21 protein-coding genes are annotated in these 24,165 nt (G+C 58.5%); 12 read left to right on the plus strand and 9 right to left on the minus strand.

Annotation, left to right across the window (positions count from 1 at the left end; genetic code table 11):
• The first annotated feature begins 126 nt into the window (after positions 1 to 126).
• On the plus strand, positions 127 to 1,350 hold the full coding sequence (locus DA792_RS20800) for a cytochrome b/b6 domain-containing protein (RefSeq protein ID WP_107722475.1): 1,224 nt from the start codon (positions 127 to 129) through the stop codon (positions 1,348 to 1,350).
• Positions 1,351 to 1,427: 77 nt separating this feature from the next.
• On the opposite strand, the gene DA792_RS20805 is transcribed toward DA792_RS20800, so the two are convergent.
• The 4 genes from DA792_RS20805 to DA792_RS20820 form a co-directional block, all read right to left on the minus strand.
• Positions 1,428 to 2,003 (minus strand): YceI family protein, encoded by a 576-nt coding sequence (locus tag DA792_RS20805; protein WP_107722476.1) that lies wholly within the window; start codon positions 2,001 to 2,003, stop codon positions 1,428 to 1,430.
• Between the two features lie 168 nt (positions 2,004 to 2,171).
• On the minus strand, positions 2,172 to 2,933 hold the full coding sequence (locus DA792_RS20810) for an ABC transporter permease (RefSeq protein WP_107722477.1): 762 nt from the start codon (positions 2,931 to 2,933) through the stop codon (positions 2,172 to 2,174).
• Positions 2,930 to 3,856 carry an ABC transporter ATP-binding protein gene (locus tag DA792_RS20815; protein WP_107722478.1) on the minus strand — a complete coding sequence of 309 codons (927 nt, stop codon included), beginning with the start codon at positions 3,854 to 3,856 and terminating at the stop codon, positions 2,930 to 2,932. The genes DA792_RS20810 and DA792_RS20815 overlap by 4 nt, the downstream gene beginning before the upstream one ends.
• 254 nt (positions 3,857 to 4,110) lie before the next feature.
• A complete protein-coding gene (locus DA792_RS20820; RefSeq protein ID WP_107722479.1) occupies positions 4,111 to 4,707 on the minus strand; it encodes a GcrA family cell cycle regulator in 597 nt (198 codons plus the stop codon).
• 230 nt (positions 4,708 to 4,937) lie between these two features.
• On the opposite strand from DA792_RS20820, the gene DA792_RS20825 reads away from it, so the two are divergent.
• The 4 genes from DA792_RS20825 to argF all read left to right on the plus strand — a co-directional run bounded on the left by DA792_RS20825 (position 4,938) and on the right by argF (position 9,006).
• The gene (locus DA792_RS20825; RefSeq protein ID WP_107722480.1) at positions 4,938 to 5,750 is read left to right on the plus strand and encodes an ABC transporter permease; all 813 of its coding nucleotides are present in this window, start codon (positions 4,938 to 4,940) and stop codon (positions 5,748 to 5,750) included.
• Between the two features lie 62 nt (positions 5,751 to 5,812).
• Positions 5,813 to 6,640, plus strand: coding sequence for a trypsin-like serine peptidase (locus DA792_RS20830; protein WP_107722481.1), 828 nt, complete (start codon positions 5,813 to 5,815; stop codon positions 6,638 to 6,640).
• A 254-nt stretch (positions 6,641 to 6,894) separates the two neighbouring features.
• Positions 6,895 to 8,061, plus strand: coding sequence for an aspartate aminotransferase family protein (locus DA792_RS20835; RefSeq protein WP_107722482.1), 1,167 nt, complete (start codon positions 6,895 to 6,897; stop codon positions 8,059 to 8,061).
• A gap of 18 nt (positions 8,062 to 8,079) precedes the next feature.
• Positions 8,080 to 9,006: an ornithine carbamoyltransferase gene (gene argF / locus DA792_RS20840; RefSeq protein ID WP_107722483.1), complete on the plus strand. Its 927-nt coding sequence runs from the start codon at positions 8,080 to 8,082 to the stop codon at positions 9,004 to 9,006.
• A 78-nt stretch (positions 9,007 to 9,084) separates the two neighbouring features.
• Here the strand turns inward: argF and DA792_RS20845 are convergent, their stop codons facing one another.
• Positions 9,085 to 10,557, minus strand: a complete 1,473-nt coding sequence (locus DA792_RS20845) for an inorganic phosphate transporter (protein ID WP_107722484.1) — start codon at positions 10,555 to 10,557, stop codon at positions 9,085 to 9,087.
• 181 nt (positions 10,558 to 10,738) lie between these two features.
• Positions 10,739 to 11,197: an NUDIX hydrolase gene (locus DA792_RS20850; RefSeq protein ID WP_107722485.1), complete on the minus strand. Its 459-nt coding sequence runs from the start codon at positions 11,195 to 11,197 to the stop codon at positions 10,739 to 10,741.
• A gap of 198 nt (positions 11,198 to 11,395) precedes the next feature.
• Here DA792_RS20850 and gndA point away from each other — a divergent pair, with 198 nt between their 5' ends.
• Together gndA and DA792_RS20860 are read left to right on the plus strand one after the other, a co-directional pair.
• The gene (gene gndA / locus DA792_RS20855; protein WP_107722486.1) at positions 11,396 to 12,817 is read left to right on the plus strand and encodes an NADP-dependent phosphogluconate dehydrogenase; all 1,422 of its coding nucleotides are present in this window, start codon (positions 11,396 to 11,398) and stop codon (positions 12,815 to 12,817) included.
• A gap of 188 nt (positions 12,818 to 13,005) precedes the next feature.
• Positions 13,006 to 14,433: a TrkH family potassium uptake protein gene (locus DA792_RS20860; RefSeq protein WP_107722487.1), complete on the plus strand. Its 1,428-nt coding sequence runs from the start codon at positions 13,006 to 13,008 to the stop codon at positions 14,431 to 14,433.
• A 20-nt stretch (positions 14,434 to 14,453) separates the two neighbouring features.
• On the opposite strand, the gene nirD is transcribed toward DA792_RS20860, so the two are convergent.
• The 3 genes from nirD to hrpB form a co-directional block, all read right to left on the minus strand.
• Complete coding sequence (nirD, locus tag DA792_RS20865) at positions 14,454 to 14,774, minus strand: nitrite reductase small subunit NirD (protein ID WP_107722488.1); 321 nt, start codon at positions 14,772 to 14,774, stop codon at positions 14,454 to 14,456.
• Entirely contained in the window at positions 14,771 to 17,218 is a 2,448-nt protein-coding gene (gene nirB / locus DA792_RS20870; protein WP_107722812.1) for a nitrite reductase large subunit NirB, read from the minus strand. The genes nirD and nirB overlap by 4 nt, the downstream gene beginning before the upstream one ends.
• 305 nt (positions 17,219 to 17,523) lie before the next feature.
• Positions 17,524 to 19,953 (minus strand): ATP-dependent helicase HrpB, encoded by a 2,430-nt coding sequence (gene hrpB, locus DA792_RS20875; protein WP_107722489.1) that lies wholly within the window; start codon positions 19,951 to 19,953, stop codon positions 17,524 to 17,526.
• Positions 19,954 to 20,180: 227 nt separating this feature from the next.
• On the opposite strand from hrpB, the gene meaB reads away from it, so the two are divergent.
• The 5 genes from meaB to DA792_RS20900 all read left to right on the plus strand — a co-directional run bounded on the left by meaB (position 20,181) and on the right by DA792_RS20900 (position 24,149).
• Entirely contained in the window at positions 20,181 to 21,158 is a 978-nt protein-coding gene (meaB, locus tag DA792_RS20880) for a methylmalonyl Co-A mutase-associated GTPase MeaB (protein WP_107722490.1), read from the plus strand.
• Between the two features lie 260 nt (positions 21,159 to 21,418).
• Positions 21,419 to 21,706 carry a 50S ribosomal protein L28 gene (gene rpmB, locus DA792_RS20885; RefSeq protein WP_009573053.1) on the plus strand — a complete coding sequence of 96 codons (288 nt, stop codon included), beginning with the start codon at positions 21,419 to 21,421 and terminating at the stop codon, positions 21,704 to 21,706.
• Between the two features lie 206 nt (positions 21,707 to 21,912).
• On the plus strand, positions 21,913 to 23,145 hold the full coding sequence (locus DA792_RS20890; protein WP_159075345.1) for a hypothetical protein: 1,233 nt from the start codon (positions 21,913 to 21,915) through the stop codon (positions 23,143 to 23,145).
• A 113-nt stretch (positions 23,146 to 23,258) separates the two neighbouring features.
• Positions 23,259 to 23,606, plus strand: coding sequence for a hypothetical protein (locus tag DA792_RS20895; RefSeq protein WP_107722492.1), 348 nt, complete (start codon positions 23,259 to 23,261; stop codon positions 23,604 to 23,606).
• Between the two features lie 39 nt (positions 23,607 to 23,645).
• The gene (locus tag DA792_RS20900) at positions 23,646 to 24,149 is read left to right on the plus strand and encodes a copper chaperone PCu(A)C (RefSeq protein ID WP_107722493.1); all 504 of its coding nucleotides are present in this window, start codon (positions 23,646 to 23,648) and stop codon (positions 24,147 to 24,149) included.
• Positions 24,150 to 24,165 lie beyond the last annotated feature (16 nt).

Genomic DNA, 24,165 nt, shown 5'->3' on the forward strand with positions numbered 1-24,165 from the left:
TCTTGCTGGGCCATAGGGAAATCGCGCGCGCCTTCGCACAAATCCTGTGCGGGCAAATCAGGTGTCTTGACGTGCCGCATGACGTTAGAGTGAGTCAAATACTTCCTCCCAACGTAAGGTTTCACAATGCTGGCCAACACCGACACCCGCTACGGTCTGATCGCCCGTTTGTTTCACTGGGTCATCGCGCTTTTGATCCTGACCGATCTGGCGCTTGGCCTGATCGGCGAAAATATTCCGCGCACGGCGGAGACCGTCGAGTCTCTTAAAATCCTCTACTCCGTGCATAAAACCATCGGCGTCAGCGTCCTGTTCCTCGCCATCTTGCGCATCCTTTGGGCACTGACCCAAACGCGCCCGGTACCGGTGCACCCCGAGCGCCGGGCTGAGACGCTTTTGGCCGAGATTATTCACTGGGCGCTTTATGGTGCGATCATCGTCATGCCACTCTCCGGTTGGGTGATCCATTCCGCAGAAAGTGGCTTTGCCCCGATCCTTTGGCCCTTTGGGCAAAACCTGCCGTTCGTGGTCAAATCCGAAGCCCTCGCTCATACCGCAGGCGCGGTGCATGGGCTGTCTGCCTTGGTGATTTATCTGAGCGTCGGCCTGCACATTGCCGGGGCGCTCAAACATGCGGTGATCGAACGCGATGGCGTTTTGGCGCGGATGATCAAGGGGCGCGATGCCGGAACATCGGGTCAGAAGGCCACTACACCCCATGCCGTGCCGCCGCTGGCAGCACTCGTGCTTTGGGCCGGGGTGATTGGTTTTGCGGTCTTTGGGCCGACGCCACCGATGCCAGAGGCCGAAGCCGCACAAATGCCGACCACTGCGCCCGTTGCAGCCGCCGCAGGTCCCGCTTCTGACCTGCCGGTTTGGACCGTACAAGATGGCAGTCTGGGGATCACCGTCACGCAAATGGGCGCGGGCGTTGAGGGCAGCTTTGCCAATTGGTCCGCCGCCATCGCCTATGACCCGGACACGGGCACAGGTGACGTCTCTGTGGCCATTGACACCACCTCGCTCACTCTCGGATCGGTCACGACACAGGCGCAGGGACCGGAGTTTTTCGACACCGCCACCTATGCGTCTGCCACCTTTACCGGGCCGATCAGCCGCATGGGCGACGGGCCGGACCATAAAGTTGTGGGCACGTTGAGCTTGGTTGGGCAAACCGCGCCTGTGACGCTTGAGTTCGCGCTGAATCTTGTGGATGACACCGCGACGATGAGTGGGCAGGCCGTTATGGATCGTCGCGATTTTGGCATGGGGGCCGCCTATGCGGACGAATCAACCGTTGGATATTCTGTCACCGTGGATGTCAGCCTGACTGCAACCCGCGCGCCCTAAGCGGGGCGTTTCGGCGCAACAGAAAAGGCCGCTGGAGTGATCCAGCGGCCTTTTTTGTACGATTTCGGAGGAGCGGCTTATTCGGCCTGCATCGCCTCGATGGAGATTTCGATCTGAACTTCGTCGGAGATATACGGCACATACATGCCCATGTCGAAATCAGAACGCAGCACGGTGGTTTCGGCGTCAAAGCCGACCCAAGGCTTGCCCGCCATCGGGTGGTCGCCCATCTGGGTCATTTCCGCATCCAAAACCACCGATTTGGTGATGCCGTTGATGGTCAGATCGCCGGTGATTTTGCCTTCGGTTTCTCCGGTCACTTCGATGCCGGTGGAGGTGAAGGAAATCGTCGGATTGGCTTCTGCGCCAAAGAAATCGTCGGTCAGAAAATGCGCGGTGCGCTCGGCCCAGCCTGTGTAAAGGCTATCGGTCGGGAAGGCGACGGTGACAGAGGAGGCGGCGGCGTCTGCGGCGTCAAACATGATTTCGCCGTCAAAACCCGAAAACACGCCCGTGGTGGTCGAAAAGCCCAAGTGTTCATAGCTGAACACGATCTGGCTGTGCGAAGCGTCGAGCACGTATTTCACCGGCTCTGCGGAGGCCGCAGCGGTGAGGCCAAGGATCAGGGCGGAAGACAACAGGATAGATTTCATACGAAACTCTCTTTGATAAGGGGGTGTTGGTGTTGCGATGGAACAAACCTAAGCGCCTGTGGAATTTACACAATTCCACAGGGTCAAACAGAATTTGTGCGCAGACGAACGATCATTGGCGGATACCTGCGGATAGCTGTGCAAATACCAAGCAACTGATCGCGCGATTTAGGATTTAAGCCGCCATCCGGTTTTGAAAATCCACCCGATGACCGCAAGGCAAAGCGTCAAAAACACCGTGATCGCCGCCAAGGAGAGGGTCACGGGCACATCTGCCACGTCGAAAAACGCCCAGCGGAAGCCGGAAATCAGGTAAAGCACCGGGTTGAATTTCACCACGACTTGCCAAATGCCCGGCAGCATCGAGGCGGAATAAAACGCCCCGCCGAGGAAGACCAAAGGCGTGACCACCAACATCGGGACGATGTTGAGCTGTTCAAAGCTTTTCGCCCAGATGCCCAAGATGAAGCCCAAAAGCGAGAAACTTAGCGCTGTGAGAATCAAAAACACCACGGCCCAAATTGGATGGACGATGTGTAAGTCGACAAAAACAAACGACGTGGCGATGATCAGCACGGCCACGAACAGGCTCTTGGTCGCCGCTGCGCCGACAAAGCCCATGACGATTTCGAAAAATGACACGGGGGCGGAGAAAAGTTCAAAGACCGTGCCGGTGAATTTCGGAAAATAAATGCCGAAAGAGGCGTTGGAAATCGACTGTTGTAGCACTGACAACATCACCAGACCGGGGACGATGAAAGCGCCGTAAGCGATGCCTTCGACCGTGTCAATGCGGCCGCCGATGGCCGCGCCAAACACCACGAAATACAGTACGGTGGAAAGAACCGGGCTGAGAATGGATTGATAGATGGTGCGGAAAAACCGCGTCATTTCAAAGCGGTAAATTGCAGCAATCGCGCGCCAGTTCATACCTTTTCCTCCACCAGATCGAGGAACACATCCTCAAGGCTGCTTTTCGTGCTGTCGAGATCGCGCACATGAATGCCTGCGGTGGCCAGGTCGGTGATCAGCCGGGTGATCCCGGTGCGCGCCTCCCGAGTGTCATAGGCATATGACAATTGTGTGCCGTCCTCGGAACGGGTCAAATCATAGGCAGCGAGGCTTTCGGGCAGGGAGGTAAGCGGCTCGCCCAAATCCAGCGTCAAAACCTTGCGGCCAAAGCTCTGCATCAATTGGGTTTTGTCTTCGACCAAAAGGATCGCGCCCTTGTTGATCACGGCCACGCGGTCGGCCATTTCTTCGGCTTCCTCAATATAATGCGTGGTCAAAATCACCGTCACGCCGGTGTCGCGCAGGTCTGCGACGACTTTCCACATGTCGCGGCGCAGATTGACATCAACGCCGGCGGTTGGTTCGTCCAGAAACAACACGTCCGGGTTGTGGCTGAGCGCCTTGGCGATCATCACCCGGCGTTTCATCCCGCCGGACAACTCTTTGCATTGATTGTCTTTTTTATCCCAAAGTGACAGGGATTTGAGCACCTTTTCGATATGGGCGTCGTCGCGGGGCAGGCCAAACAACCCGCGCGTAAATCGCACCGAATTCCACACGGTTTCAAACAGATCAAGCGCAATTTCTTGCGGCACCAATCCGATCAAACGACGGGCGCGGCGGGGCTCTTTGACCACGTCAAAGCCACCGACCGAGGCCTGCCCCGACGAGATCGTGACCAGCCCACAAATCGCGCCGATCAGCGTGGTTTTGCCGGCACCATTGGGACCAAGCAGGGCGATGATTTCGCCTTTTTCAATCTCCAAAGACACGCCTTTGAGCGCTTCAAAGCCGTTGTCATAGGATTTTGTCAGATCGCGAATGGAAATGATGGCTGTCATGTCGGCCCTCTTTTTATGGTGCCCTCTACATAGGGGGTGTTCGATGCGAGGCAACCTCGCAGAGTAGCAGGTCACTGTGGTCCAAAACGCACAGCCATTTGGGTTTGGGGATATTTGGCCGTTTGCAACGAGTCGCGCAAGCGGAGCGGATGTCCTCACAACTCTCATGTCGTTGAAAACAACAAACGAGGGTCAAACCAAAAGAGCCGTTCGTAAAACGGCTCTTTTGACGTCTTCTAAGATGGAAATTGGCGTTAGCGGCGACGGTCGCGGCGCGATGACATCGGCTGAAACGCCACGCCCACATGTGCCTCGCAATAGGGTTTCCCCGCCTGAGAGGGCAGGCCGCAGAACCAAAAATCCTCGGTCGCCGGATCGCCGATCGGCCATTTACAGGTCTTCTCGGTCAGTTCCATCACGGAAATCCGTTTGGCCTTTTTCTCGACTTCGCTGACTTTCGCCAGTGCTTCGGCCGGAATTTCATTGGCCGAGGGTTGCGGAGGCAAAGGCTGCCCCGCCGGAATGATTTGACGGCGCGCCGCACTCATCGGTTTGGGCGCAGGCTCGGGTGCAGCTTCGATCTCTTTTTCCACAGGCGCATCGGCCTTGGATTTGAGATCGGGTTTGGGCTTTGGTGCGGGGGCGGGCTTGGGCTTTTGCGCCGGGCTTGCCGCTGCCGGTTTGGCCGCAGCACCCGTGGTGCCGGCACGGTTTGAGAGGCCCAAACGATGGACCTTACCGATCACAGCGTTGCGCGTCACACCACCAAGCTCCTTGGCGATTTGTGAGGCGGATTGACCCTCTCCCCACATTTTTTTCAAAGTTTCGACGCGCTCATCGGTCCAGGACATGATGCTTCCTTCGGTTGTCTTGCGGCACATGGTGGCCCTTCGGCACAGCCAAACCGCGAAAAGCGCCCCTGCACAACCCGTTTGCAGGCAGGACCGCTTGAGAATTCGTGTTGACCCCTATTTTAAACACACCGCTTGCGGTTACAAGCGGGCGCGGGTGGAAATCGTAACAGTGTTTCCACACGCGGCGTCCTTTGGGGCACAACGGGTTATAGCAAGGGAGAGCGGCAATGGAAATGGCACATAATGAGGTGCAAATGGGTGTGCGGCGGTTTGGTCGGGTCAATTGGCTTGGCCTCTATACCTTGGCGATGCGCGAAGTGCGCCGCTTTGCCACCGTCTGGACCCAGACGCTTTTGGCGCCATTGATGACGGCAGCTTTGTTTTTGACGATTTTTTCGCTCGCGATTGGTCCTGCGCGTGGGGATGTCATGGGGGTGCCCTTCGTGCATTTCCTTGCTCCAGGCATCTTGACCATGACTGTGATCCAAAACGCCTTTGCCAATACGTCCTCCTCGATTGTGATCTCAAAGGTTCAGGGCAATATCGTCGACACTTTGATGCCGCCGCTTTCACCGATTGAGTTGGTTTTGGGGTATCTGGCCGGAGGCTTGGCGCGCGGGCTGTTCGTCGCCATCGCAATTTGGGTGGGCATGGCGTTGGTCGTCGGGCTTGGTCTGGCGCATCCGTTTTTTGCGCTCGCCTTTATCACGTTGGGGGCGCTGTTTTTGGGGGCTTTGGGCATTTTGGCCGGGGTTGTGTCGCAGAAATTCGACCAAATGGCCGCGATCACGAATTTCATCATCACGCCGCTGTCCTTCCTGTCCGGCACCTTCTATTCGGTCGAAAGCCTGCCGCAGTGGTTCCGCGTCATCACTCATCTCAACCCGGTGTTTTACCTGATTGATGGGGTGCGGTTTGGCATCATTGGCCGTTCGGACAGCTCGCCTTGGCTTGGCCTTGTGGTGATGAGTGTGGTGACGGCGGCGCTGATTTTCACCTGCTGGATCTTGTTCAAACGCGGCACGAAACTGAAATCCTAAGCGCCAAAATTTAGCCCGATTCATCACTCATAAACCATGGCATTGTCTTCTTAAGGTGTGCCATGGTCCGTTTCCTTTCTGCCGTTGTCTTATCCCTGCTGCCGCTCGCGGCCTTGGCCGCCGACAGCCTGCCCAGCGAGTTGGACAGCGCGGATCGCCGTGCCGAATTGATCGGCTGGGAGGGCGTTGGGCGGCTGGATGTGGCGCGTCATTCGACCTGTTCGGGCGCGTTGATTGCGCCGGACCTGGTGTTGACGGCGGCGCATTGTGTGGTGGATGGCAAAAATCACCCCTATGCGGCGGATCAAATCACCTTTCGCGCCGGGCTGCGCAATGGCGATTATGTCGCCGCCTCGCGCGGGATCGCCGTGGCCGTGACACCCGGCTATGACATCACCGACGATGTCACGGCGGGCAATATTCGCCGCGATGTAGCGCTGATCAAATTGGCCTCGCCGATTGTCCGTGCCCAAGCCGCCCCGTTTCCCATTCACCGGACCTCGAAACCCCGTGGGGAGCTCATGGTCGCGTCCTATGGGCAGGGTCGCAATGATGTGCTCTCGATTCAGCGTGAATGTCATGTGATTGATTTTTATCAAGATATTTACAGTTTCGATTGTGACATCACCTTTGGCTCCTCCGGGGCTCCGGTTTTTGCCTATGATGGGGTGCGGCCTGCGATTGTCTCTGTCGTCTCCTCTATGGGGGTGCGGGACGGTCGCAAAGTCGGTTTTGGGATGGCGTTGAGTGACCGGGTTGCGGCGCTCAAACGCCAAATTGCGCTGGGTGCGCCGCAAGTCGCGGCGAGACCGACAGTGGTCAAACGCATTTCAGTGGGCGAAGGTCGTACGCAAAGCTTGGGTAATTCCAAATTCCTGCCCGCGAAATAAACCTGCCAAATAAGAATTGCTTTGACTTGGCAGGCGTTTTGCCGGAAAACCCGCCGCATGAACACCGTGACCACATATATCTCCACGCCCCGACGTCGACGCTAACGCGTCTTTGACGTTCGTTCATCCGTGCCCAATCCGGCACATTTCCGCGCCAAACTGGCGCATTTGCTTCACAAATCACTCCGAAACCGTTGACAGCCCCAAGGCTTAGCGCCACCCATGGGACCTGTTCATTCAAAAGGGTAAACCCTATGATCTCTTCCGTTTTGCCGACCTATAACCGGGCTCCTCTGTCTTTCGTCAAAGGCGAAGGCTCTTGGCTGATTGAGGCGGATGGGCGACGCTTTTTGGACTTGGGCGCGGGGATCGCGGTCAACACGCTGGGCCATGCCAACCCGGAACTGGCGCAGACCCTCAAAGATCAGGCCGACACGCTTTGGCATGTCTCCAACCTGTATAAAATCCCGGCACAAGAAAAACTGGCGGATATGTTGGTCGATCTGACCTTTGCCGACACCTGTTTTTTCACCAATTCAGGCACCGAGGCCGCCGAACTGGCGATCAAAATGGCGCGCAAATATTGGTACACCAAGGGCCAGCCGGACAAGATCGAGATCATCACCTTTGAGGGCTGTTTCCATGGCCGCTCGACCGGGGCCATTGCCGCCTCGGGCGCGGAGAAAATGGTCAAGGGCTTTGGTCCGTTGATGCCGGGCTTTGTCCATCTGCCCTATGGCGATCACGATGCGTTGATGGCGGCTGTGTCGGATAAAACCGCCGCCATCATGATCGAGCCGATTCAGGGCGAGGGCGGCATTCGCGTGGTGCCCGATCAGTGTCTCAAAGGCCTGCGCGATCTGTGCGATGAAAAGGGCATCCTGTTGATTTTCGACGAGGTCCAATGTGGCGTCGCTCGGACGGGTAAATTGTTCGCGCATGAATACGCGGGCGTGACGCCGGACATCATGATGATCGCCAAGGGCATTGGCGGCGGCTTTCCTTTAGGCGCGGTTTTGGCGACTGAAGAGGCAGCCTCCGCCATGACTGCGGGCACCCATGGTTCGACCTATGGCGGCAACCCTCTGGGCTGTGCCATTGGGGCCAAAGTGCTTGAAATCGTGTCCAATCCGGTGTTCTTGGCCGAGGTGAACCGCAAGGCGAGCCTGATGCGTCAAAAGCTCGAAGGTCTTGTCGCCGCCCACCCGGACGTCTTTGAAGGCGTGCGCGGGCAGGGGCTTATGCTTGGGCTCAAATGCAAAATCGCGCCCGGCGATTTGGTTGCAAAGGGCTATGAGGCGGGCGTTTTGACCGTACCCGCCGCCGACAATGTGGTGCGGCTTTTGCCCGCGCTGAACATTTCTGACGAAGACATTTCCGACGCCGTGGCGCGGATTGATGCGGCCGCCAAGGCGCTCTGAGATAAGAAAAGATAACAAATGAACCACTTTCTAGACATTCACACCACATCCGCCGACGATCTTCATCAGATCATCGCAAGCGCAAAGGCCACCAAACAGGCGCGTTTGGGTCAACCCAAGGGCGCATTGGATGCGGAACTCCCGCTCAAAGACAAAATGGTTGCGCTGATTTTTGAAAAGCCCTCGACGCGGACCCGCGTGTCCTTTGATGTGGGGGTGCGGCAAATGGGCGGTCAAACCATGGTGCTGTCAGGCGCGGATATGCAGTTGGGCCATGGCGAAACCATTGCTGATACGGCGCGTGTTTTGTCGCGCTATGTCGATATGATCATGATCCGCACGTTTGAGGAACAGACCCTGTTGGAGATGGCCGAATACGCCACCGTTCCGGTGATCAACGGCCTGACCAACCGCACTCACCCCTGTCAAATCATGGCCGACATCCTGACGTTCGAGGAACATAACGGCCCGATCAAAGGCAAAAAGGTCGTGTGGTGTGGCGATGGCAACAATGTCTGCGCCTCCTTCATCCATGCCGCTGGTCAGTTCGGGTTTGATTTCACCTTTGCCGGGCCTGAGCCGCTTGATCCCGAAATGGGCTTTGTCAAAGAGGCGCGTGCGAAAGGATCGAACATCGAGATCGAGCGTGACGCTGAGAAGGCCGTTCGGGGGGCTGATCTTGTGGTCACCGACACATGGGTGTCGATGCATGATCCGCAATCGGCACGCGAGCGGCGGCACAATCAACTGCGCCCCTACCGGGTGGATCGCAAGCTGATGTCCCATGCCAATCCCGGAGCATTGTTTATGCACTGTCTGCCCGCGCACCGCGGCGATGAGGTCAGCAACAATGTCATGGACGGTCCGCAATCGGTGATTTTCGATGAGGCGGAAAACCGGCTCCATGCGCAAAAGGCGATCATGCGCTGGTGTGTTGAGGGCTAAATCGCCGTGAGGCTTTGCAAAAGAAAACGCGCCCGAGGACACTCTGGGCGCGTTTTGTATGTTGCGGTTTGGCCCGGTTCAGCTTGTGAAATGCGACAGGAGCCAAAACACCACGGCAGAGAGGACCGCCGAGGCAGGCACGGTGATGATCCAAGCCGCGACGATGGTCATGAAATGGCTGCGCCGCACCAGTTTGCGCCGTCGACGTTCTTCATCCGCCACGCGCACGGTCTTTTTGACCACGGTCTCGCGCAGGCGCTTTTCGTGATACCATTCGCGGAAAAATCCAACGCCAAACACCGCACCTACGGCAATATGGGTTGAGGACACCGGCAGGCCCAGCCAACTTGCGACAATCACCGTGATCGCGGCCGAGAGCGCGACGCAAAAGGCGCGCATCGGGTTGAGTTTGGTGATCTGGGAGCCAACCATTTTGATCAGTTTCGGCCCAAACAGGACCAAACCAAACGAAATCCCAAGTGCGCCGATCACCATCACCCAATGGGGAATATTGACCTTGCCCGCGAATTCGCCAAAGGCGTTGGCGTGCACGATCGCCGCCAGCGGGCCGACCGCATTGGCCACATCATTGGCGCCATGGGCAAAGGACAAAAGCGCGGCGGAGATCACCAAAGGCAGTGCAAACAGGGCTTTCAGAGATTTGTTGCGATTCTCAAGTCCTTGCGACTGACGACGCACCAAAGGCGCAGAAATTACATAGGACAGCGCGCCAATCGCCACGCCAATCAAGAGCGCAGTTATGAGGTCGAGATGGATCAGTTTCTTAAGGCCTTTGACCGCCAAATAGGTTGCAAACGACCCCATCATGATGCCGATCAACACCGGAACCCAACGACGGGCCGCGGCGATTTTGTCGTCTTGGTACATGATCTGCGCTTTGATGAACCACAAGAATCCAGCGGCAATCACGCCGCCCAACAGTGGTGAAATCACCCAAGAGGCGGCGATCAATCCCATTGAGGCCCAGTTGACCGAAGCAAAGCCCGCCGCTGTGATCCCCGCGCCCATGACCCCGCCGACAACGGCGTGGGTGGTGGAGACTGGCGCACCAATCCAAGTCGCCAAATTGACCCAAAGGGCCGAGGACAACAGCGCTGCGAGCATGGCCCAGATGAACACTTGGGTGTTTGCCATGGCAGAGGGGTCGATGATCCCCTTTGAGATTGTCGAAACCACATCGCCGCCAGCCAACAAAGCGCCCGCACTTTCACAGAGCGCGGCAATCACAATCGCACCGCCCATGGTCAGCGCGTTTGCCCCCACCGCAGGCCCCATGTTGTTGGCCACGTCATTGGCGCCAATATTGATCGCCATATAGGCGCCCAAAGCCGCCGCAGCGATCACCAAGGCCGACCCGGGTTGGCCGCCAAACACCACCGCCGCGCCAAGCCCGGCTACGATGATAAAGGCCAGCGCCACACCCAAGCCCACCATCGGTCGCCCGATGTACAGCGTCGCATGTTCAAGCTGGCTGATGCGGTTGAGGTCTTTGTCCAGTGTGGTCCATTGTTTGCCGTCTTGGTCACTCATGTTGATCCCTCATGGCTTTCCCTCCCCCTGAGGGCCGTCATAAAACTGTTACAAGCGGCGCAGCGCTACCGCGCCCGCCACCGTATTTCAAGGGTTTCATGACAAAGTGAGGTATGCAAATTCGGACCTGTGACCATGGGTTTGCCTTGGTCTTAGGGGCGCACGCTTATGTCGAGCTGATTCAAAACGCCCGCAACAAGTCCTGAAGTTCGGGTTCGTCCACCAACATGGCCGCCTGTTCGGGCGACATCCAGCTGCGTTTGCGTTCATGGCATTCGGGGAATTTATCCGCCAAACGCGCCACTTCGATCGGGTAGACCGAGGCCTCAATCGGGGCGGGGGCCCCGTTGGAGAGGCGTTTGACATAGTGGTAGAGGCCAAGCGGCTGACGCTTGATCTTGCCGGGTTTGACCCCGGCCTCTTCCCAGGCTTCTTGGGCTGCTGTGCCCGCGCCATCCAACCCCTCAATCGGCCAGCCTTTGGGAATGATCCAACGGCCGGTGTCACGTGAGGTGATCAAAAGCACTTCTTTGCCTTTCTTACCCTTGCGCCAACACAAAGCCGCCGCCTGTACCCGGTCCGGGCGGCGCAAAAGGGGGTCGAGCACCCCCGTCAGGGCGGATTTGAAAAGCATAACCATCGGTAAGAAACGTGCCTGTGTTTTTGTTTGTTGTATATACATAGAGCAAGGCGCAGCGGATTTCAAGTTTTCTTGAAAAATGTCTTGTTCCTGAATGATAGCGCTATATCTGAAAGAAGAACCGGGCGGCTTGAGGACCTGATATTTCCTCGCATCCGCACACTTGCCGCATTCTCGACCGTCAAAAGGACCCTCATCATGTCACACGCACGTATCGGCCTCGTCGGCCTTGGCGTCATGGGCGCAAACCTGTCGCTCAACATCGCCGATCACGGCTTTCCCATCGCTGTCTATAATCGCACGGGATCGGTCACCGACGCGTTTGTGGCCTCGGCGGGGGCTTTGACCGAGCGGCTTGTGCCAGCGCAGACCTATGAGGATTTCGTTGCCGCGCTGTCCAAACCCCGCGCGATTGTCATCATGGTCAAGGCGGGCGGGCCTGTGGATGCGGTGATCGAAGATCTGGTGCCGCTGCTTGATGAGGGCGATATGATCATTGATGCGGGCAATGCCAATTTTCACGACACCCGCCGCCGCGAGGCGGCTTTGCGCGAAAAAGGGCTGAACTTTATTGGCATGGGGGTGTCGGGCGGCGAAGAGGGCGCGCGCCACGGGCCGTCGATCATGGTTGGCGGTAACAAAGTCTCCTATGAGGTCATTCGCGACATCATCGAAGCGATTGCCGCCAAACATGACGGCCAACCCTGTGCGGCGCATTTCGGCCCGGATGGCGCCGGACATTTCGTCAAAACCGTCCACAACGGCATTGAATACGCCGATATGCAAATGATTGCCGAGGTCTACGGCCTGTTGCGCGATGGGGCAGGGCGCAGGCCGCCCGAGATCGGCGCGCTGTTTGAGGCGTGGGACAAAGGGCCGCTTAAATCTTACCTCGTGGAAATCTCCGGCAAGGTGCTTCAGACGGCGGACCCGAAAACCGGTCAGCCGATGGTCGATGTGATCGTTGATACAGCGGGCCAAAAGGGCACCGGGCGTTGGACCGCGATTGAGGCGATCACTCTGGGCCAATCGCCCTCCACCATTGAGGCCGCTGTGGCCGCGCGGTCGTGGTCGTCGGAGAAAGCCACGCGGGAGGCGGGGCAGGCGTTGTTTGGTTCAGATGTGGTTGAAACCATGCCGATGCCCTCCGATGCCGAGCTTGAAAAAGCGCTTTTGGCGGCCAAACTCATTGCCTATGATCAAGGCTTCAAAATCCTGATTGCCGCCTCCGCGACCTATGACTGGGGGATTGATCTTGCCGCCTCCGCCGAAGTGTGGCGCGAAGGCTGTATCATCCGCTCGGCCTTGCTTGATGACATGGCGCAAGCGATCCGCGAGGGCCTACCCCATGATCAACTGATCTTTGCCCCGACCTTTGCGGATATGATCCGCGAGGGCGCACCTGCGCTGCGGCGTGTGGTGGCCTATGCCGCGCTCAAAGGTCTGCCAATCCCGGCCTTTGCCAATGCGCTGGCTTATTTCGACACCATGCGTCAGGGCCGCGGCACCACCGATTTGGTCCAAGCTCAACGCGATTTCTTTGGTGCCCACGGGTTTGAGCGGACCGATGGCGGTACGGGGCAACACGGGCCATGGGCCGGCACCGTGTCCCACAGTTGAGGCGCATGGGGAGGATAGATGAGGGCGAAACACGCTTCCAAAGCGGCCTGTCCGACACAGGCTCAGGGCTAAATCCGCCGCTCATGATGCCAGCCCTTGCATGCGGCGGGGATTTCGTGATTTTCAGGATCTGATCCCGCAGGAGCATCCGATCCCGCCCCGGCGGCCCTCAACAAGGCAAGCGGCACATGAGTTTCGTCGTCTTCATCAACGGTCTGGTGATGGTGTTTTTCGCCGCTCTCATGGGCGTCGTGGCGCTGCTCTTTCCTGACACCTCAAGCCTGTTTGAAGAATCCGCGCTGTTGTTTGGCTTTCTCGGCGGGGCGCTGGCTTTGGCGTCGTCGCCCGACGCCACCGGCTTGCGCCCCCTGCACACGTTTTTGATGACCTCGTCGGTTTGGATGGTGGCCGCGCTATGTGGTGCGGGGCCGCTTTACCTGTTTGATCTGTCCTTTGTGGATGCGTTTTTCGAGGCGATGTCGGGCATCACCACCACCGGCTCCACCGTCATGTCGGGTCTCGATGACACGCCGCGCGGCATCATTTTGTGGCGCGCGATGCTTCAGGCTGTCGGCGGTGTCGGCTTTATCGTCACCGGCATCGCGCTTTTGCCGATCTTGAAAGTCGGCGGGATGCAGTTGTTTCGCTCTGAAAGTTCGGAAAAAGGCGGCAAAGAGCTGCGCAATGCCACGATGTTTGCCTCTGCGACGCTGCAAATCTATTTCGCTTTGATCTTCATCTGCGGTTTGCTCTATCTGATCGGAGGCATGTCGCCTTTTGATGCGGTGACCCATGCGTTGACCACGCTCTCAACGGGGGGATATTCCGGCTATGACGCGTCTTTTGGTCATTTCGACAGCGCGTTTTTACAATGGGTCTGCACCGCATTCATGCTTGCGGGGGCTTTGCCGTTTTCGTGGTATATCAGAGGGATGCGGCGTGGCGTTTGGCAGTCCGAACAGGTCTCTGCCATGCTGGTCACCCTCGCGTTGACCATTTCCGCCCTGTCGCTTTGGCTGATGATCGTGCGCGGCGAGCATCTGTTTGATGCCCTGCGTTTGGTGGCGTTCAACGTTGTCTCAGTCGTCACCACCACGGGCTATGCCACCACCGATTACACGCTTTGGGGACCCTTTGCGGTGGCCGCCTTTTTCGTTTTGACCGCTGTGGGCGGGGCCACCGGGTCCACCGCAGGCGGGGCCAAGGCGATGCGTTGGTTGGTGGCGGGGCGGGCGTTGATTGCGCAAATCCGCAAAAGCTACGCGCCGCACCGGGTCACCTTTGTCAAATACGAAGGCCGCCCTGTTGCCCCCGATGCGCTTTCGGGTGTCATCGCATTTTTTGTGCTCTATGCCGCCACATTTGGCGTTTTGGCCAGCCTGCTCAGTTTCTTCGGCCAAGACATGTCCACCGCCATTTCCGGCTCACTGACCGCTTTGGCCAATGTCGGGCCGGGGGTGGGGGACATCATTGGACCTGCGGGCAATTTCGCCACGCTTAACACGCCATCAAAACTGGTTTTGACCTTTGGCATGTATTTGGGGCGGCTCGAAATGGCCACGGTCTACGCCCTGTTCGCGCCGCTGTTTTGGCGCGAACTGGTGTCGTCTCGGTAAGGTGCGCCTGACCTAAAAGGTCACAGCGCCAAAAGCACGTTGCCGTCTTCGATTTTGATCTCGAAAGTGGCGGTCTGACCCTCATCTGCACCTTGTGCCGCGCCGGTCTCAAGCGAGATCACCCAATTGTGCAAAGGGCAGGTGACACAGCCGTCATGCACGATTCCTTGGCTCAGCGGGCCATTTTTGTGCGGGCATTTGTCTTCGAGGGCAAAGACCTGATCGTGAGAGGTGCGAAATACCGCGATGCTCATGTCGCCGTTTTTGACACAGCGTGCACCTTGGCGCGGAATCTCGGTCAACGGGCCGATGTTGACCCAAGTTTTGGTCTGGACGTTCATTCCGCCGCCTCCAGTTTGCTGATGTTGATCGGGTTAAATTCATGCGCGTCTTTGCCACTGACAAACTCGGCCCATGGGTCCACTTGCGCAAAGCTCTGAGCATAGGCAAAGCGCGCATTATAGGCTTTGCGCTGGTCCAGATCGTCCAAAATCACCTCGCGGATATGATCATATCCAAGCCGATCGGCCCATTTGTAAATCCGTTCCAAATAGAACCCGGTCTCGCGGTAATATTGCGTCAGTGCGCCGACCACTTCGATCACGTCTTCTTCGGTCGGAACGGTGCCGAGTTTGGTTGTGCCTTGGATATGAAGCCCGGCGGCCCCGCCATAGAGCACCTCATAGCCGCTATCGACACAGACAATGCCGATATCCTTACAGGTGCTTTCCGCACAGTTGCGCGGGCAACCTGACACGGCGAGTTTGAGTTTCGCCGGAGACCAGGCGCCCCAGAGATATTGCTCAAGTTTGATGCCCAAACCCGTCGAATCTTGGGTGCCAAAGCGACACCAATCAGAACCGACACAGGTTTTCACCGTGCGCAGGCCCTTGGCATAGGCCGCCCCGGAAATCATGCCCGCGGCATTGAGATCGGCCCACACAGGGATCAAATCCTCTTTTTTGACGCCCAAAAGGTCGATCCGCTGTCCGCCGGTGACTTTGACGGTTGGGATTTCATATTTGTCGGCCACATCGGCAATGGCGCGTAGCTCGTCCGGTGTGGTGATGCCGCCAAACATCCGGGGCACGACAGAATAGGTGCCGTCTTTTTGGATATTGGCGTGGACGCGTTCGTTGATGAAGCGCGATTGTTGATCGTCGACATACTCGCCCGGCCAATCCGCCACGAGGTAATAATTCAACGCCGGGCGGCATTTGGCACAGCCTTCTGGTGTGGTCCATTCCAGCGCTTGCATGATGGCCGGGATGGATTTCAATCCCTTGGCTTTGATCAAGCGGCGGACATGGCCGTGGCTGTGGGTGGTGCAAGGGCACATGCCTTCGGAGGCGGGCAATTGAAACGCATCGCCCAAGGTGAGCGCCATGACATTTTCGACCAGCCCGGTGCAAGTGCCGCAAGAGGCCGAGGCTTTGGTGTGGGCGCGCACATCGGCAAGCGAGGTTAGGCCTTTGGCTTGGATCGCGGCCACAATCGTGCCTTTGGTGATGCCATTACAGCCGCAAATCTCCGCATCATCCGACAGGTTCGCCACTGCGGCCAAAGGGTCAGCCCCCGCGCCGCCCTGATAGGCCTGACCAAAGATCAATGTCTCGCGCATCTCAGAGATGTCTTCGCCGGATTTCAACAGCTCGTTGTACCAGCCACCATCGGCCACATCGCCATAAAGCACCGCGCCGATGATCTTATTGTCCTTGAGGATCACGCGTTTATACGTCCCGCGCATCGCATCGCGCAGGACAATGTCCTCGCGCCCGTCACCTTCGGCAAAATCGCCCACGGAGTAGAGATCACAGCCGGTGACTTTCAGCTTTGTGGGGGTTTCAGCATGGGCAAAGGCCATCTCTGACGCGCCCGCCAAATGATCCGCCGCCACTTTCGCCATACGGTAAAGCGGTGCGACAAGACCATAGACCAAGCCGCCGACCTCAACACATTCCCCGACCGAATAGATGTTCGGATCGGAGGTTTTCATCGTTGCGTCTGTCACAATGCCCCGATTGACCTCAAGCCCGGCCTCTTGCGCCAGTTGCACATTCGGACGGATGCCCACGGCCATGACCACAAGCGAGGCGTCAATCACCCGCCCATCGGCCAGTTCCACACCCTCAACCCGGTCTTTGCCCAAAATCTGTTTGGTGTTGGCCTCGCACAGGACTTCGATCCCGCGACCTTCCAATTCCTTTTGCAACAGATAGCCCGCTGCTGTGTCGAGTTGGCGTTCCATCAACGTGGGCATCAGGTGAATGACCGTCACCTCCATGCCGCGCTGTTTCAAACCCGCCGCCGCTTCCAGCCCCAAAAGCCCGCCGCCAATCACAACCGCGCGCCCGCCTTTGTCGGAGGCTTCGATCATCGCGCCGGTGTCGTCCAGATCGCGGTAGGCCAAAACGCCGGTCAAATCATGCCCCGGCAAAGGGATGATAAACGGGTTCGACCCGGTGGCGATCACCAGCTTGTCATAGGCCACTTCGCGCCCGGTCTCAGAGACGACTTTGCGCTCGTTGCGGTGAATTTCGGTGATCTTTTCGCCCTGATGCAGCGTGATCCCGTGTTCCTCATACCAGCCTTCGCCATGGATGATGATATCGGCATAGGTTTTTTCGCCCGACAGAACCGGCGACAGCATGATCCGGTCATAGTTCACGCGCGGTTCGGCGTTGAAAATCGTCACGTCATAGGCGTCTGTCACCTCAAACAGATGTTCCAACATCCGCCCAGGCGCCATCCCATTTCCAACGATCACAAGGTGTTTCTTCGACATAATGGCACTCCATCTCAGAACGCGGGTCGCATCATGCGAGCCCAGTTTCGTTTCAGTGAGAATGCAGCGCCATTGCCGCGTGTCCCGGTCTTTGGAACAAAAGGTCGGATCGCCACTCTGCGATCGCCTGTGAATCAGCTTCACGCTTTGCTTTTGGGAGAGGCCCCTGAATTAAGCAATTCAGAACCCAAAGTTTTGCCTGAGTTTTGGGTCAAAATTATAGAGTGCCCGGATTTTCAGCGTCAAATGCGGGCGTAACTGTCGCTGCGCTTAGAAATGATGCAGTGCAGCAAGGCCGGACGTGCCTAAGTTCCGCGTCGTTTTGCCCGCAGAGTCGGGTCTGCTTCGGTCGGGTCTTCGGGCCAAGGGTGGCGCGGGTATTGTCCACGCATATCCTTGCGCACATCGGCGTAGGAGCGTTTCCAAAACCCCGGCAAATCCATCGTGACCTGTACCGGACGATGCGCCGGAGAGGTTAAAACCACCTTGAGTGGCACGCGGTTTGGCCCGACTGTCGGGTGGGTTGTGGTGCCAAAAAACTCTTGAATACGGCCCGTCACCTCAGGGTGTTCGCCGGCATAATCAATCGGCAATTTGCGCCCGACCGGGCTGACGAACTGTCCTGGCACCTCGACATCCAACCGCTGCATCTGACCCCAATCAAGCGTCATACGCAGGGCTTCGGTGATGTCGAGTGCGCGCAATTGCGCCTCCGTGCGCGCGCCTTTTAGATGCGGCAAAAGCCATGTCTCAAGGTTTTGCATCAACGCCGCCTCAGAGAGATCGGGGAACGTTTCGCCCATCAACCGCACCCGTGCGGCAAAGCGTTTGGCGGCGTCACCCCATGGCAGGCCAATTTGGCGCAGCCCGTCCAATGCGCCCCGCGCCATCGCCTCGGGCGGGGCCTCTTTCCACTGCCGATCCTCCAAAACCAGCGCGCCAAAACACTCCTGTTTGCGCGCCACCACCCGCTTTTCGCGCTTGTCCCATTGGCATATTTCGCGCCACGCGATTTGATCGCCGTAAAGCGCGCGCAGCTCCGCCTCAGTGAGTTCCACCGCTTGCCGGATTTTTGCCTCACGCGGCGCGCCGTCCGTGTCGGTGACGACGATCAACCGGAGGCCAGCCATCTGATCACCATCGTCCATCACAGCACCCTTGCCGCCTGATAGGATATAGCGCGCCTGATCGCCCTTGCGGCGCAGGCCGATCCGATCCGGGTAGGCCAATGCGGCCATTTCGCCCAGGCTCATTTTTGGGCCGTCATTCGCACCCGTGCGCAGCCGCTTGGCCTCTTGTTTCACCCGCTCGATCACGCCGCGATCCATCGTGCCAGGCGTGCCTTGGCCGGTCGCGCGCAGCGCGCGGATGCGCAGCGCCAAATCAACACCCGCACCGCGCAAAGGATCGCGTTCGTTCAACAAAGCCGCCAAATCCGCGGCCTGTACCCCCGCCAATTGCAGCATATGTGCAAGTCTTGGATGCAGCGGCTTGGTCGCCAGGGCCTTGCCATGTGCAGTGATCCGGCCTGTCGCGTCCAAAGCACCAAGCCCGTGCAACAGCGCGCGCGCTTCTGCCAAAGGCCCCGGTGGGGGCGGCGTCAAAAACGAAAGGTCGGATTCGGAGGCGCCCCAAAGTGCCAATTCCAAAGCCAATCCGGTGAGGTCCGCCGTTTCAATCTCGGCGGGGGCAAAGGCGGGCATCGCGCCTTCTTCGCCCTTGGTCCAGAACCGGAAGCAAACGCCCTCGGCAACCCTCCCGGCGCGGCCTCGGCGTTGTTCGGCCTCGGCCTTTGAGGCGCGTTCGGTGATCAACCGCGACATGCCTGAGGCCGGATCAAACCGTGCCCGCCGCGCCCGGCCCGCGTCCACCACGATGCGCACATCTTCGATGGTCAATGAGGTTTCGGCGATCGAGGTGGCCAACACGATCTTGCGGCCCGTTGCGCAAGGTGCAATCGCCGCACGTTGGTCGGCGAATTTCATCGCTCCAAACAGGGGACGCACCACGCAATCGGTCGGCACGCGCCCGGTAAGCCGGGCTTCAACCCGGCGGATCTCGCTTTCGCCGGGCAAAAAGACCAAGGCCGATCCGCTCTCCTGTGTGACCGCCTCGATCACCAAATCCGCCAATGCGTCTTCAAAGCGGCGCACTTTGGGCGTGGGAGTCTCAAGCCAGCGGGTGTCGACCGGAAAGGCCCGGCCTTCGGATCGGATCACCGGGGCATTGTCCAACAGCGCGGCCACAGGATCTGCGTCCAAGGTGGCCGACATGACGATCACCACAAGATCGTCGCGCAACACCTGACGCAATTCCCATGTGAGCGCCAAACCCAGATCGGCATTGAGCGAGCGTTCGTGATATTCGTCAAAAATCACCGCGCCGACGCCGGCCAATTCTGGGTCGCTTTGCAACATCCGGGTCAGAATGCCTTCGGTGACAACTTCAATCCGGGTGGATTTCGACAGTTTGGTATCGCCGCGCATCCGGTATCCGACCGTTTGCCCCACAGCCTCGCCCAGCGTTTGCGCCATGCGTTCGGCGGCAGAGCGGGCCGCCAATCGACGCGGTTCCAACATCACGATCCGGCCCGTGACATGCGGCAAAAGCGCCAAGGGCACGCGGGTGGTTTTGCCTGCACCGGGCGGGGCCATCAACACCGCCCGGCCGGTGTCTCGCACGGCACAGGTCAGCGCATCCAGCACATCATCAATCGGGAGCTTCGGTTCAAACATGGGCCCGTTATGAGCCAAAGCGGAGCGGGCGAAAAGGGGGTCTGTGGGCGAAGGCGCGCGTGATTTCAGGCCGGGCTGCGTGGACCTGTGTCCCTGTGCAGCGTGCGCAAATCCCGCGATAGGGCTGGACATCGCCCTGTCAGAGCGGGCAAAACGGGTCTGCAAAACCGAGCTGAGGCGACTTTTAAGCGCGCGCCACATCTTATGGCAGATCAAAGGTGAGTGACATGGATATCAAAGACCTCGCTCAAGGGGTGATTTCAGGCAACCGCCGGGCTTTGGCCCGTGCCATCACTTTGGTCGAATCTGCCCGTGCCGATCATCGGGCGCAGGCGATTTCATTGATGGAAGAGGTCGGGACATCCGGGCGTCAGGCGCTTCGGTTGGGATTGTCGGGCACGCCGGGGGTGGGCAAATCCACCTTTATCGAAAGTTTCGGCATGATGATGATCCGCGAGGGCAAAAAGGTTGCCGTTTTGGCTGTGGACCCGTCTTCGGCGCGCTCAGGCGGTTCTATTTTGGGCGACAAAACCCGGATGGAGGAACTGTCGCGCGAACCAAATGCCTTTATCCGTCCCTCGCCCTCGCAAACCGAATTGGGCGGCGTGGCTCGGCGCACCCGCGAGGCGGTCGCCCTGTGTGAGGCGGCGGGCTATGATTTGATCCTGATCGAAACGGTAGGGGTCGGCCAATCCGAGACCGTGGTCTCCGAGATGTCCGATCTGTTCTTACTCCTGCTGGCACCGGGCGGTGGGGATGAGCTTCAGGGCGTGAAGCGCGGCATTATGGAGATGGCCGACATTATATTGGTGAACAAAGCTGATGGCGATCTCAAGCCCGCCGCCAACCGCACCTGCGCCGACTATGCAGGCGCGCTGCGTTTGTTGCGTAAACGGGCGCAAGACCCCGAAGGCTTTCCCAAGGCGATGACCGTCTCGGCCCTTCAGGTCGATGGCCTGAAAGAGGCTTGGGTGGAGATGCAAAAACTGACACGGTGGCGGCGCGAGACCGGGCATTTTGACCAACGTCGCGCGGAGCAGGCCGAATATTGGTTTGGTCAGGAGATTCGTCAGGGGCTTTTGGGGCAGTTGCAAAAAGAGCCGCTCAAATCCATGATTTCCGATCTGGCCAAACAGGTTGCCGCCGGACGGTTGACGCCAGGCCATGCGGCGGCGGATGTTTTGACGGCGCTTCAGCACGGCTAAGGCGCATTCCTTGCGGCCCATCTCCGTTGTGGGGCTTGACGATTCCCCCATGATCGCCTATGCACCGCGAACTGAATTTTGGGCGCTTCCCTCGGGCGGTGCCTTTTTCTGTCTAGAAACGGATATCTGTGACAGTTTCATGTGATTTCGGGGTTGCACCTTGGGCACTTGAGCGTCAAAGAGAGCGCGAACAAGACAGAACTGAGTCTTAAGAAGTGCGGGGCGGGTGACGCTTTCGCCAGTGAAACGAGGATAAACCCATGTCGCGTCGTTGCGAACTGACCGGTAAAGGCCCGATGTCTGGCAACAATGTCAGCCACGCCAAAAACAGAACCCGCCGCCGTTTTCTTCCGAACCTCAACGAAATGTCGTTGATTTCGGAAACGCTCGGTCGCTCGTTCAAGCTGCGTATTTCCGCTGCTGCGTTGCGTACTGTTGACCACCGTGGTGGTTTGGACGCTTTCTTGGCGAAAGCCAAAGACGAAGAGCTGTCCGATAGCGCGCTGAAAATCAAAAAAGAAATCAAAAAAGCTCAAGCCACCGCTTAAGTTCTTTTTGATCGAAATGGTAAAACCCCCGAATGGCGTAATGCCTTCGGGGGTTTTCCTATGGGCGAATGGCACTGTGGGAGATTGACAAGGCGGCTCAAGCTCAGGCCTGATGCCTTATGGCTTGGGTTTTGAGACAAACGATCCGTTGGTGGGCCATGCCCCGCTGGGCTGGACGGTCTTTATGCGTCGCGGCCAGTTTTGTTGTGACAGTCACGTTTGGGATCGTGCGGGCTGCGCAAGCGGATGATCCGCTTTGTGCCTTTGCTCCGGGGGACGGCGATGACATTCATCTATGCGCCAATTACCCCTTTGATCTGACGTCATTTTCCTCAAGTCTGGAATATATGGTGGTGAACAAGGCGGTGCAGACGCCCTTTGATATGTTCGCCTGGCGCGCCTTCACGGCCCTGAATTGGCGCGATGTTGCGCCTTTGGAACCCGCACCGGATGCTTGGCAATCCATGCCGCGAAAAGACGCGGTGGTCGAACAAGACATGGCCGCCGCCTGTCGTAGGACAGATGGAGAGGCAGGCCCGTTGGTGTTGAGCGATCTGGTGCAAGCGGATGGGGCCACCGTGATCGACCAGAACGGCAATCCTTTGATCTATGAAACGCGGCTCAATGGCACTGCTGCCGCTTATGTTGCGGGGCTGGCCTCGGAGGACGCCAATTTTCCACAGGGGCAGAGCACAGAGGCCCCGCCCAGCGTTCATGTCAAAACCGCGTGGATGTGGCTGGAGTACGACGATCCCGGGTTTATCACCGAGCGCGGGGTGGCGCGGGTGCCTGCGGAACAGAGCCTTTCGGGTCAGCCTTTGTGCCTTGAAGGGCTGTTTGGTCTGGTTGGGATGCATATTGTCACCAAGGTTGGGTCCGGCAATGGCGACGAGTGGCTCTGGGCCACGTTTGAGCATCAAGACACGGCGCCGCTTTCGCCCGTCGCGCGCCGGATCAATTCGATTTATTCTAAGGACTTGTTTCCAAACGGTTGTCCCGCCCCGCAGGCGGCGTCATCGTACCTTTTGTTTGATCCGTCTTGCCCGAGCTGCGCCACCAATGCGCCACCGCCCAGGCCGCTTTGGTCACAGACCCCGCCCTTTGCCCGTGCCAGCGATGGCAGCCCCCTTGCGCCCAGTCGGATCACGCGATGTTGGCAAATCTTTGAGCCGACCCAAGACACCAATGCCCGCTGGCAGGCCCGGCTGGCCGACACCCCTTTGGCGCAGTACCGTTTGATCACCAATCAATGGCGCGGTGCCAATAAAAGCCCGTTGTTCGAGCATGGCGAAGTGCCGCGTTTCGTGTCCAATGTGACGATGGAAAGCTACCTGCAAGAGGCCTCAGAGGGGAGTTGTCTGGGCTGTCACGCCGAAGCCCGCACGCGGTCGGGGGGCTTTGCCGATTTTGCCTTTTACCTCTCCGAACTTGGCCGGTGATGGCCGGATCTGGGGGGAGTGGATGCGGTAAAGGCGTGTGGCGGCACGTCGCAGTGCTGGTCTTGCGATGTGTTGCGCTTGCCTTCCGGTGCGGTCCGGCTAAAGTGCCGTTCATGCGTTTGCCCCGTCCCATCGCGGCCTTTGTGCTCGCCTTTTTGCTGCTCGTCACGTCCCAATCCATGGCCGTGGCGCGGGGGACTATGGTTGATGCCACCGGGACGATGGTGCTGTGCACCGGCACCGGGCCGATCACCGTTTTGATGGACGAGACCGGCGAACCCATTGGGCCACGCCACATCTGTCCCGATTGCGCGCTGAGCGTCATCGCCGGTCTGGCCGAGGCTTTCGTGTTGTCTACCCCGGATCATGCCGTGTTGCGCTTTGCGCCTGTGCCTGCGGCACGTCATATGACCGCGATCTCCCTGCCAAACCGCAAGGCTCGCGACCCACCTTTGGTCTGATTTGTTTCGCTTTCAAACTCTTAGACCAAGGATAAAATCATGCTTTTCAAAACCACCCTTCTCGCGGGCGCAGCCGCCCTGTCTCTCGCCCTTCCGGCTATGGCCGACATCACGATCGAAGACGCCTATGCGCGCTCGTCGGGCATGATGGCCAAATCGGGCGCGGCGTTTTTCGTCATCCACAACACAGGGGACACCGATGATCGCCTGATCGCCGCGACCTCTGACATCGCCAAGCTCACTGAGCTGCACACCCACAAAGCCATGGGCGATGGCGTGATGAAAATGATGCGCGTGGACGAGGGCTTTGCGGTTCCGGCCCAAGGCACCCATGCATTGGCACGTGGAGGCGATCACGTCATGTTGATGGGGCTGCTCAAACCGATGGGGCAGGGTGATGTGGTCACCGTGACCCTGACCTTTGAACAGGCGGGCGACATCACCGTTGAGATCCCCGTCGATCTGGAGCGCCAAGATGCCCCTGCCGTCATGACCATGCCGATGGATGGCACCGGGATGCAGCAGGGCAAAATGGGCAATTGATCGCCCCTCAGGGCCT

Source organism: Celeribacter baekdonensis (assembly GCF_003047105.1).
GTDB lineage: Bacteria > Pseudomonadota > Alphaproteobacteria > Rhodobacterales > Rhodobacteraceae > Celeribacter > Celeribacter baekdonensis_B.

What these genes read in the sequence shown, in the direction of transcription:
- argF (WP_107722483.1), top strand. Translation starts at nt 8,080, where the DNA reads ATGAACCACTTTCTAGACATTCACACCACATCCGCCGACGATCTTCAT.
- DA792_RS20845 (WP_107722484.1), bottom strand. Translation starts at nt 10,557, where the DNA reads ATGAGTGACCAAGACGGCAAACAATGGACCACACTGGACAAAGACCTC.
- DA792_RS20850 (WP_107722485.1), bottom strand. Translation starts at nt 11,197, where the DNA reads ATGGTTATGCTTTTCAAATCCGCCCTGACGGGGGTGCTCGACCCCCTT.
- DA792_RS20895 (WP_107722492.1), top strand. Translation starts at nt 23,259, where the DNA reads ATGCGTTTGCCCCGTCCCATCGCGGCCTTTGTGCTCGCCTTTTTGCTG.
- DA792_RS20815 (WP_107722478.1), bottom strand. Translation starts at nt 3,856, where the DNA reads ATGACAGCCATCATTTCCATTCGCGATCTGACAAAATCCTATGACAAC.
- DA792_RS20900 (WP_107722493.1), top strand. Translation starts at nt 23,646, where the DNA reads ATGCTTTTCAAAACCACCCTTCTCGCGGGCGCAGCCGCCCTGTCTCTC.
- rpmB (WP_009573053.1), top strand. Translation starts at nt 21,419, where the DNA reads ATGTCGCGTCGTTGCGAACTGACCGGTAAAGGCCCGATGTCTGGCAAC.
- nirD (WP_107722488.1), bottom strand. Translation starts at nt 14,774, where the DNA reads ATGAACGTCCAGACCAAAACTTGGGTCAACATCGGCCCGTTGACCGAG.
- DA792_RS20800 (WP_107722475.1), top strand. Translation starts at nt 127, where the DNA reads ATGCTGGCCAACACCGACACCCGCTACGGTCTGATCGCCCGTTTGTTT.
- DA792_RS20835 (WP_107722482.1), top strand. Translation starts at nt 6,895, where the DNA reads ATGATCTCTTCCGTTTTGCCGACCTATAACCGGGCTCCTCTGTCTTTC.
- gndA (WP_107722486.1), top strand. Translation starts at nt 11,396, where the DNA reads ATGTCACACGCACGTATCGGCCTCGTCGGCCTTGGCGTCATGGGCGCA.
- DA792_RS20860 (WP_107722487.1), top strand. Translation starts at nt 13,006, where the DNA reads ATGAGTTTCGTCGTCTTCATCAACGGTCTGGTGATGGTGTTTTTCGCC.
- meaB (WP_107722490.1), top strand. Translation starts at nt 20,181, where the DNA reads ATGGATATCAAAGACCTCGCTCAAGGGGTGATTTCAGGCAACCGCCGG.
- hrpB (WP_107722489.1), bottom strand. Translation starts at nt 19,953, where the DNA reads ATGTTTGAACCGAAGCTCCCGATTGATGATGTGCTGGATGCGCTGACC.
- DA792_RS20825 (WP_107722480.1), top strand. Translation starts at nt 4,938, where the DNA reads ATGGAAATGGCACATAATGAGGTGCAAATGGGTGTGCGGCGGTTTGGT.
- DA792_RS20810 (WP_107722477.1), bottom strand. Translation starts at nt 2,933, where the DNA reads ATGAACTGGCGCGCGATTGCTGCAATTTACCGCTTTGAAATGACGCGG.
- DA792_RS20805 (WP_107722476.1), bottom strand. Translation starts at nt 2,003, where the DNA reads ATGAAATCTATCCTGTTGTCTTCCGCCCTGATCCTTGGCCTCACCGCT.
- DA792_RS20830 (WP_107722481.1), top strand. Translation starts at nt 5,813, where the DNA reads ATGGTCCGTTTCCTTTCTGCCGTTGTCTTATCCCTGCTGCCGCTCGCG.
- DA792_RS20820 (WP_107722479.1), bottom strand. Translation starts at nt 4,707, where the DNA reads ATGTCCTGGACCGATGAGCGCGTCGAAACTTTGAAAAAAATGTGGGGA.
- nirB (WP_107722812.1), bottom strand. Translation starts at nt 17,218, where the DNA reads ATGTCGAAGAAACACCTTGTGATCGTTGGAAATGGGATGGCGCCTGGG.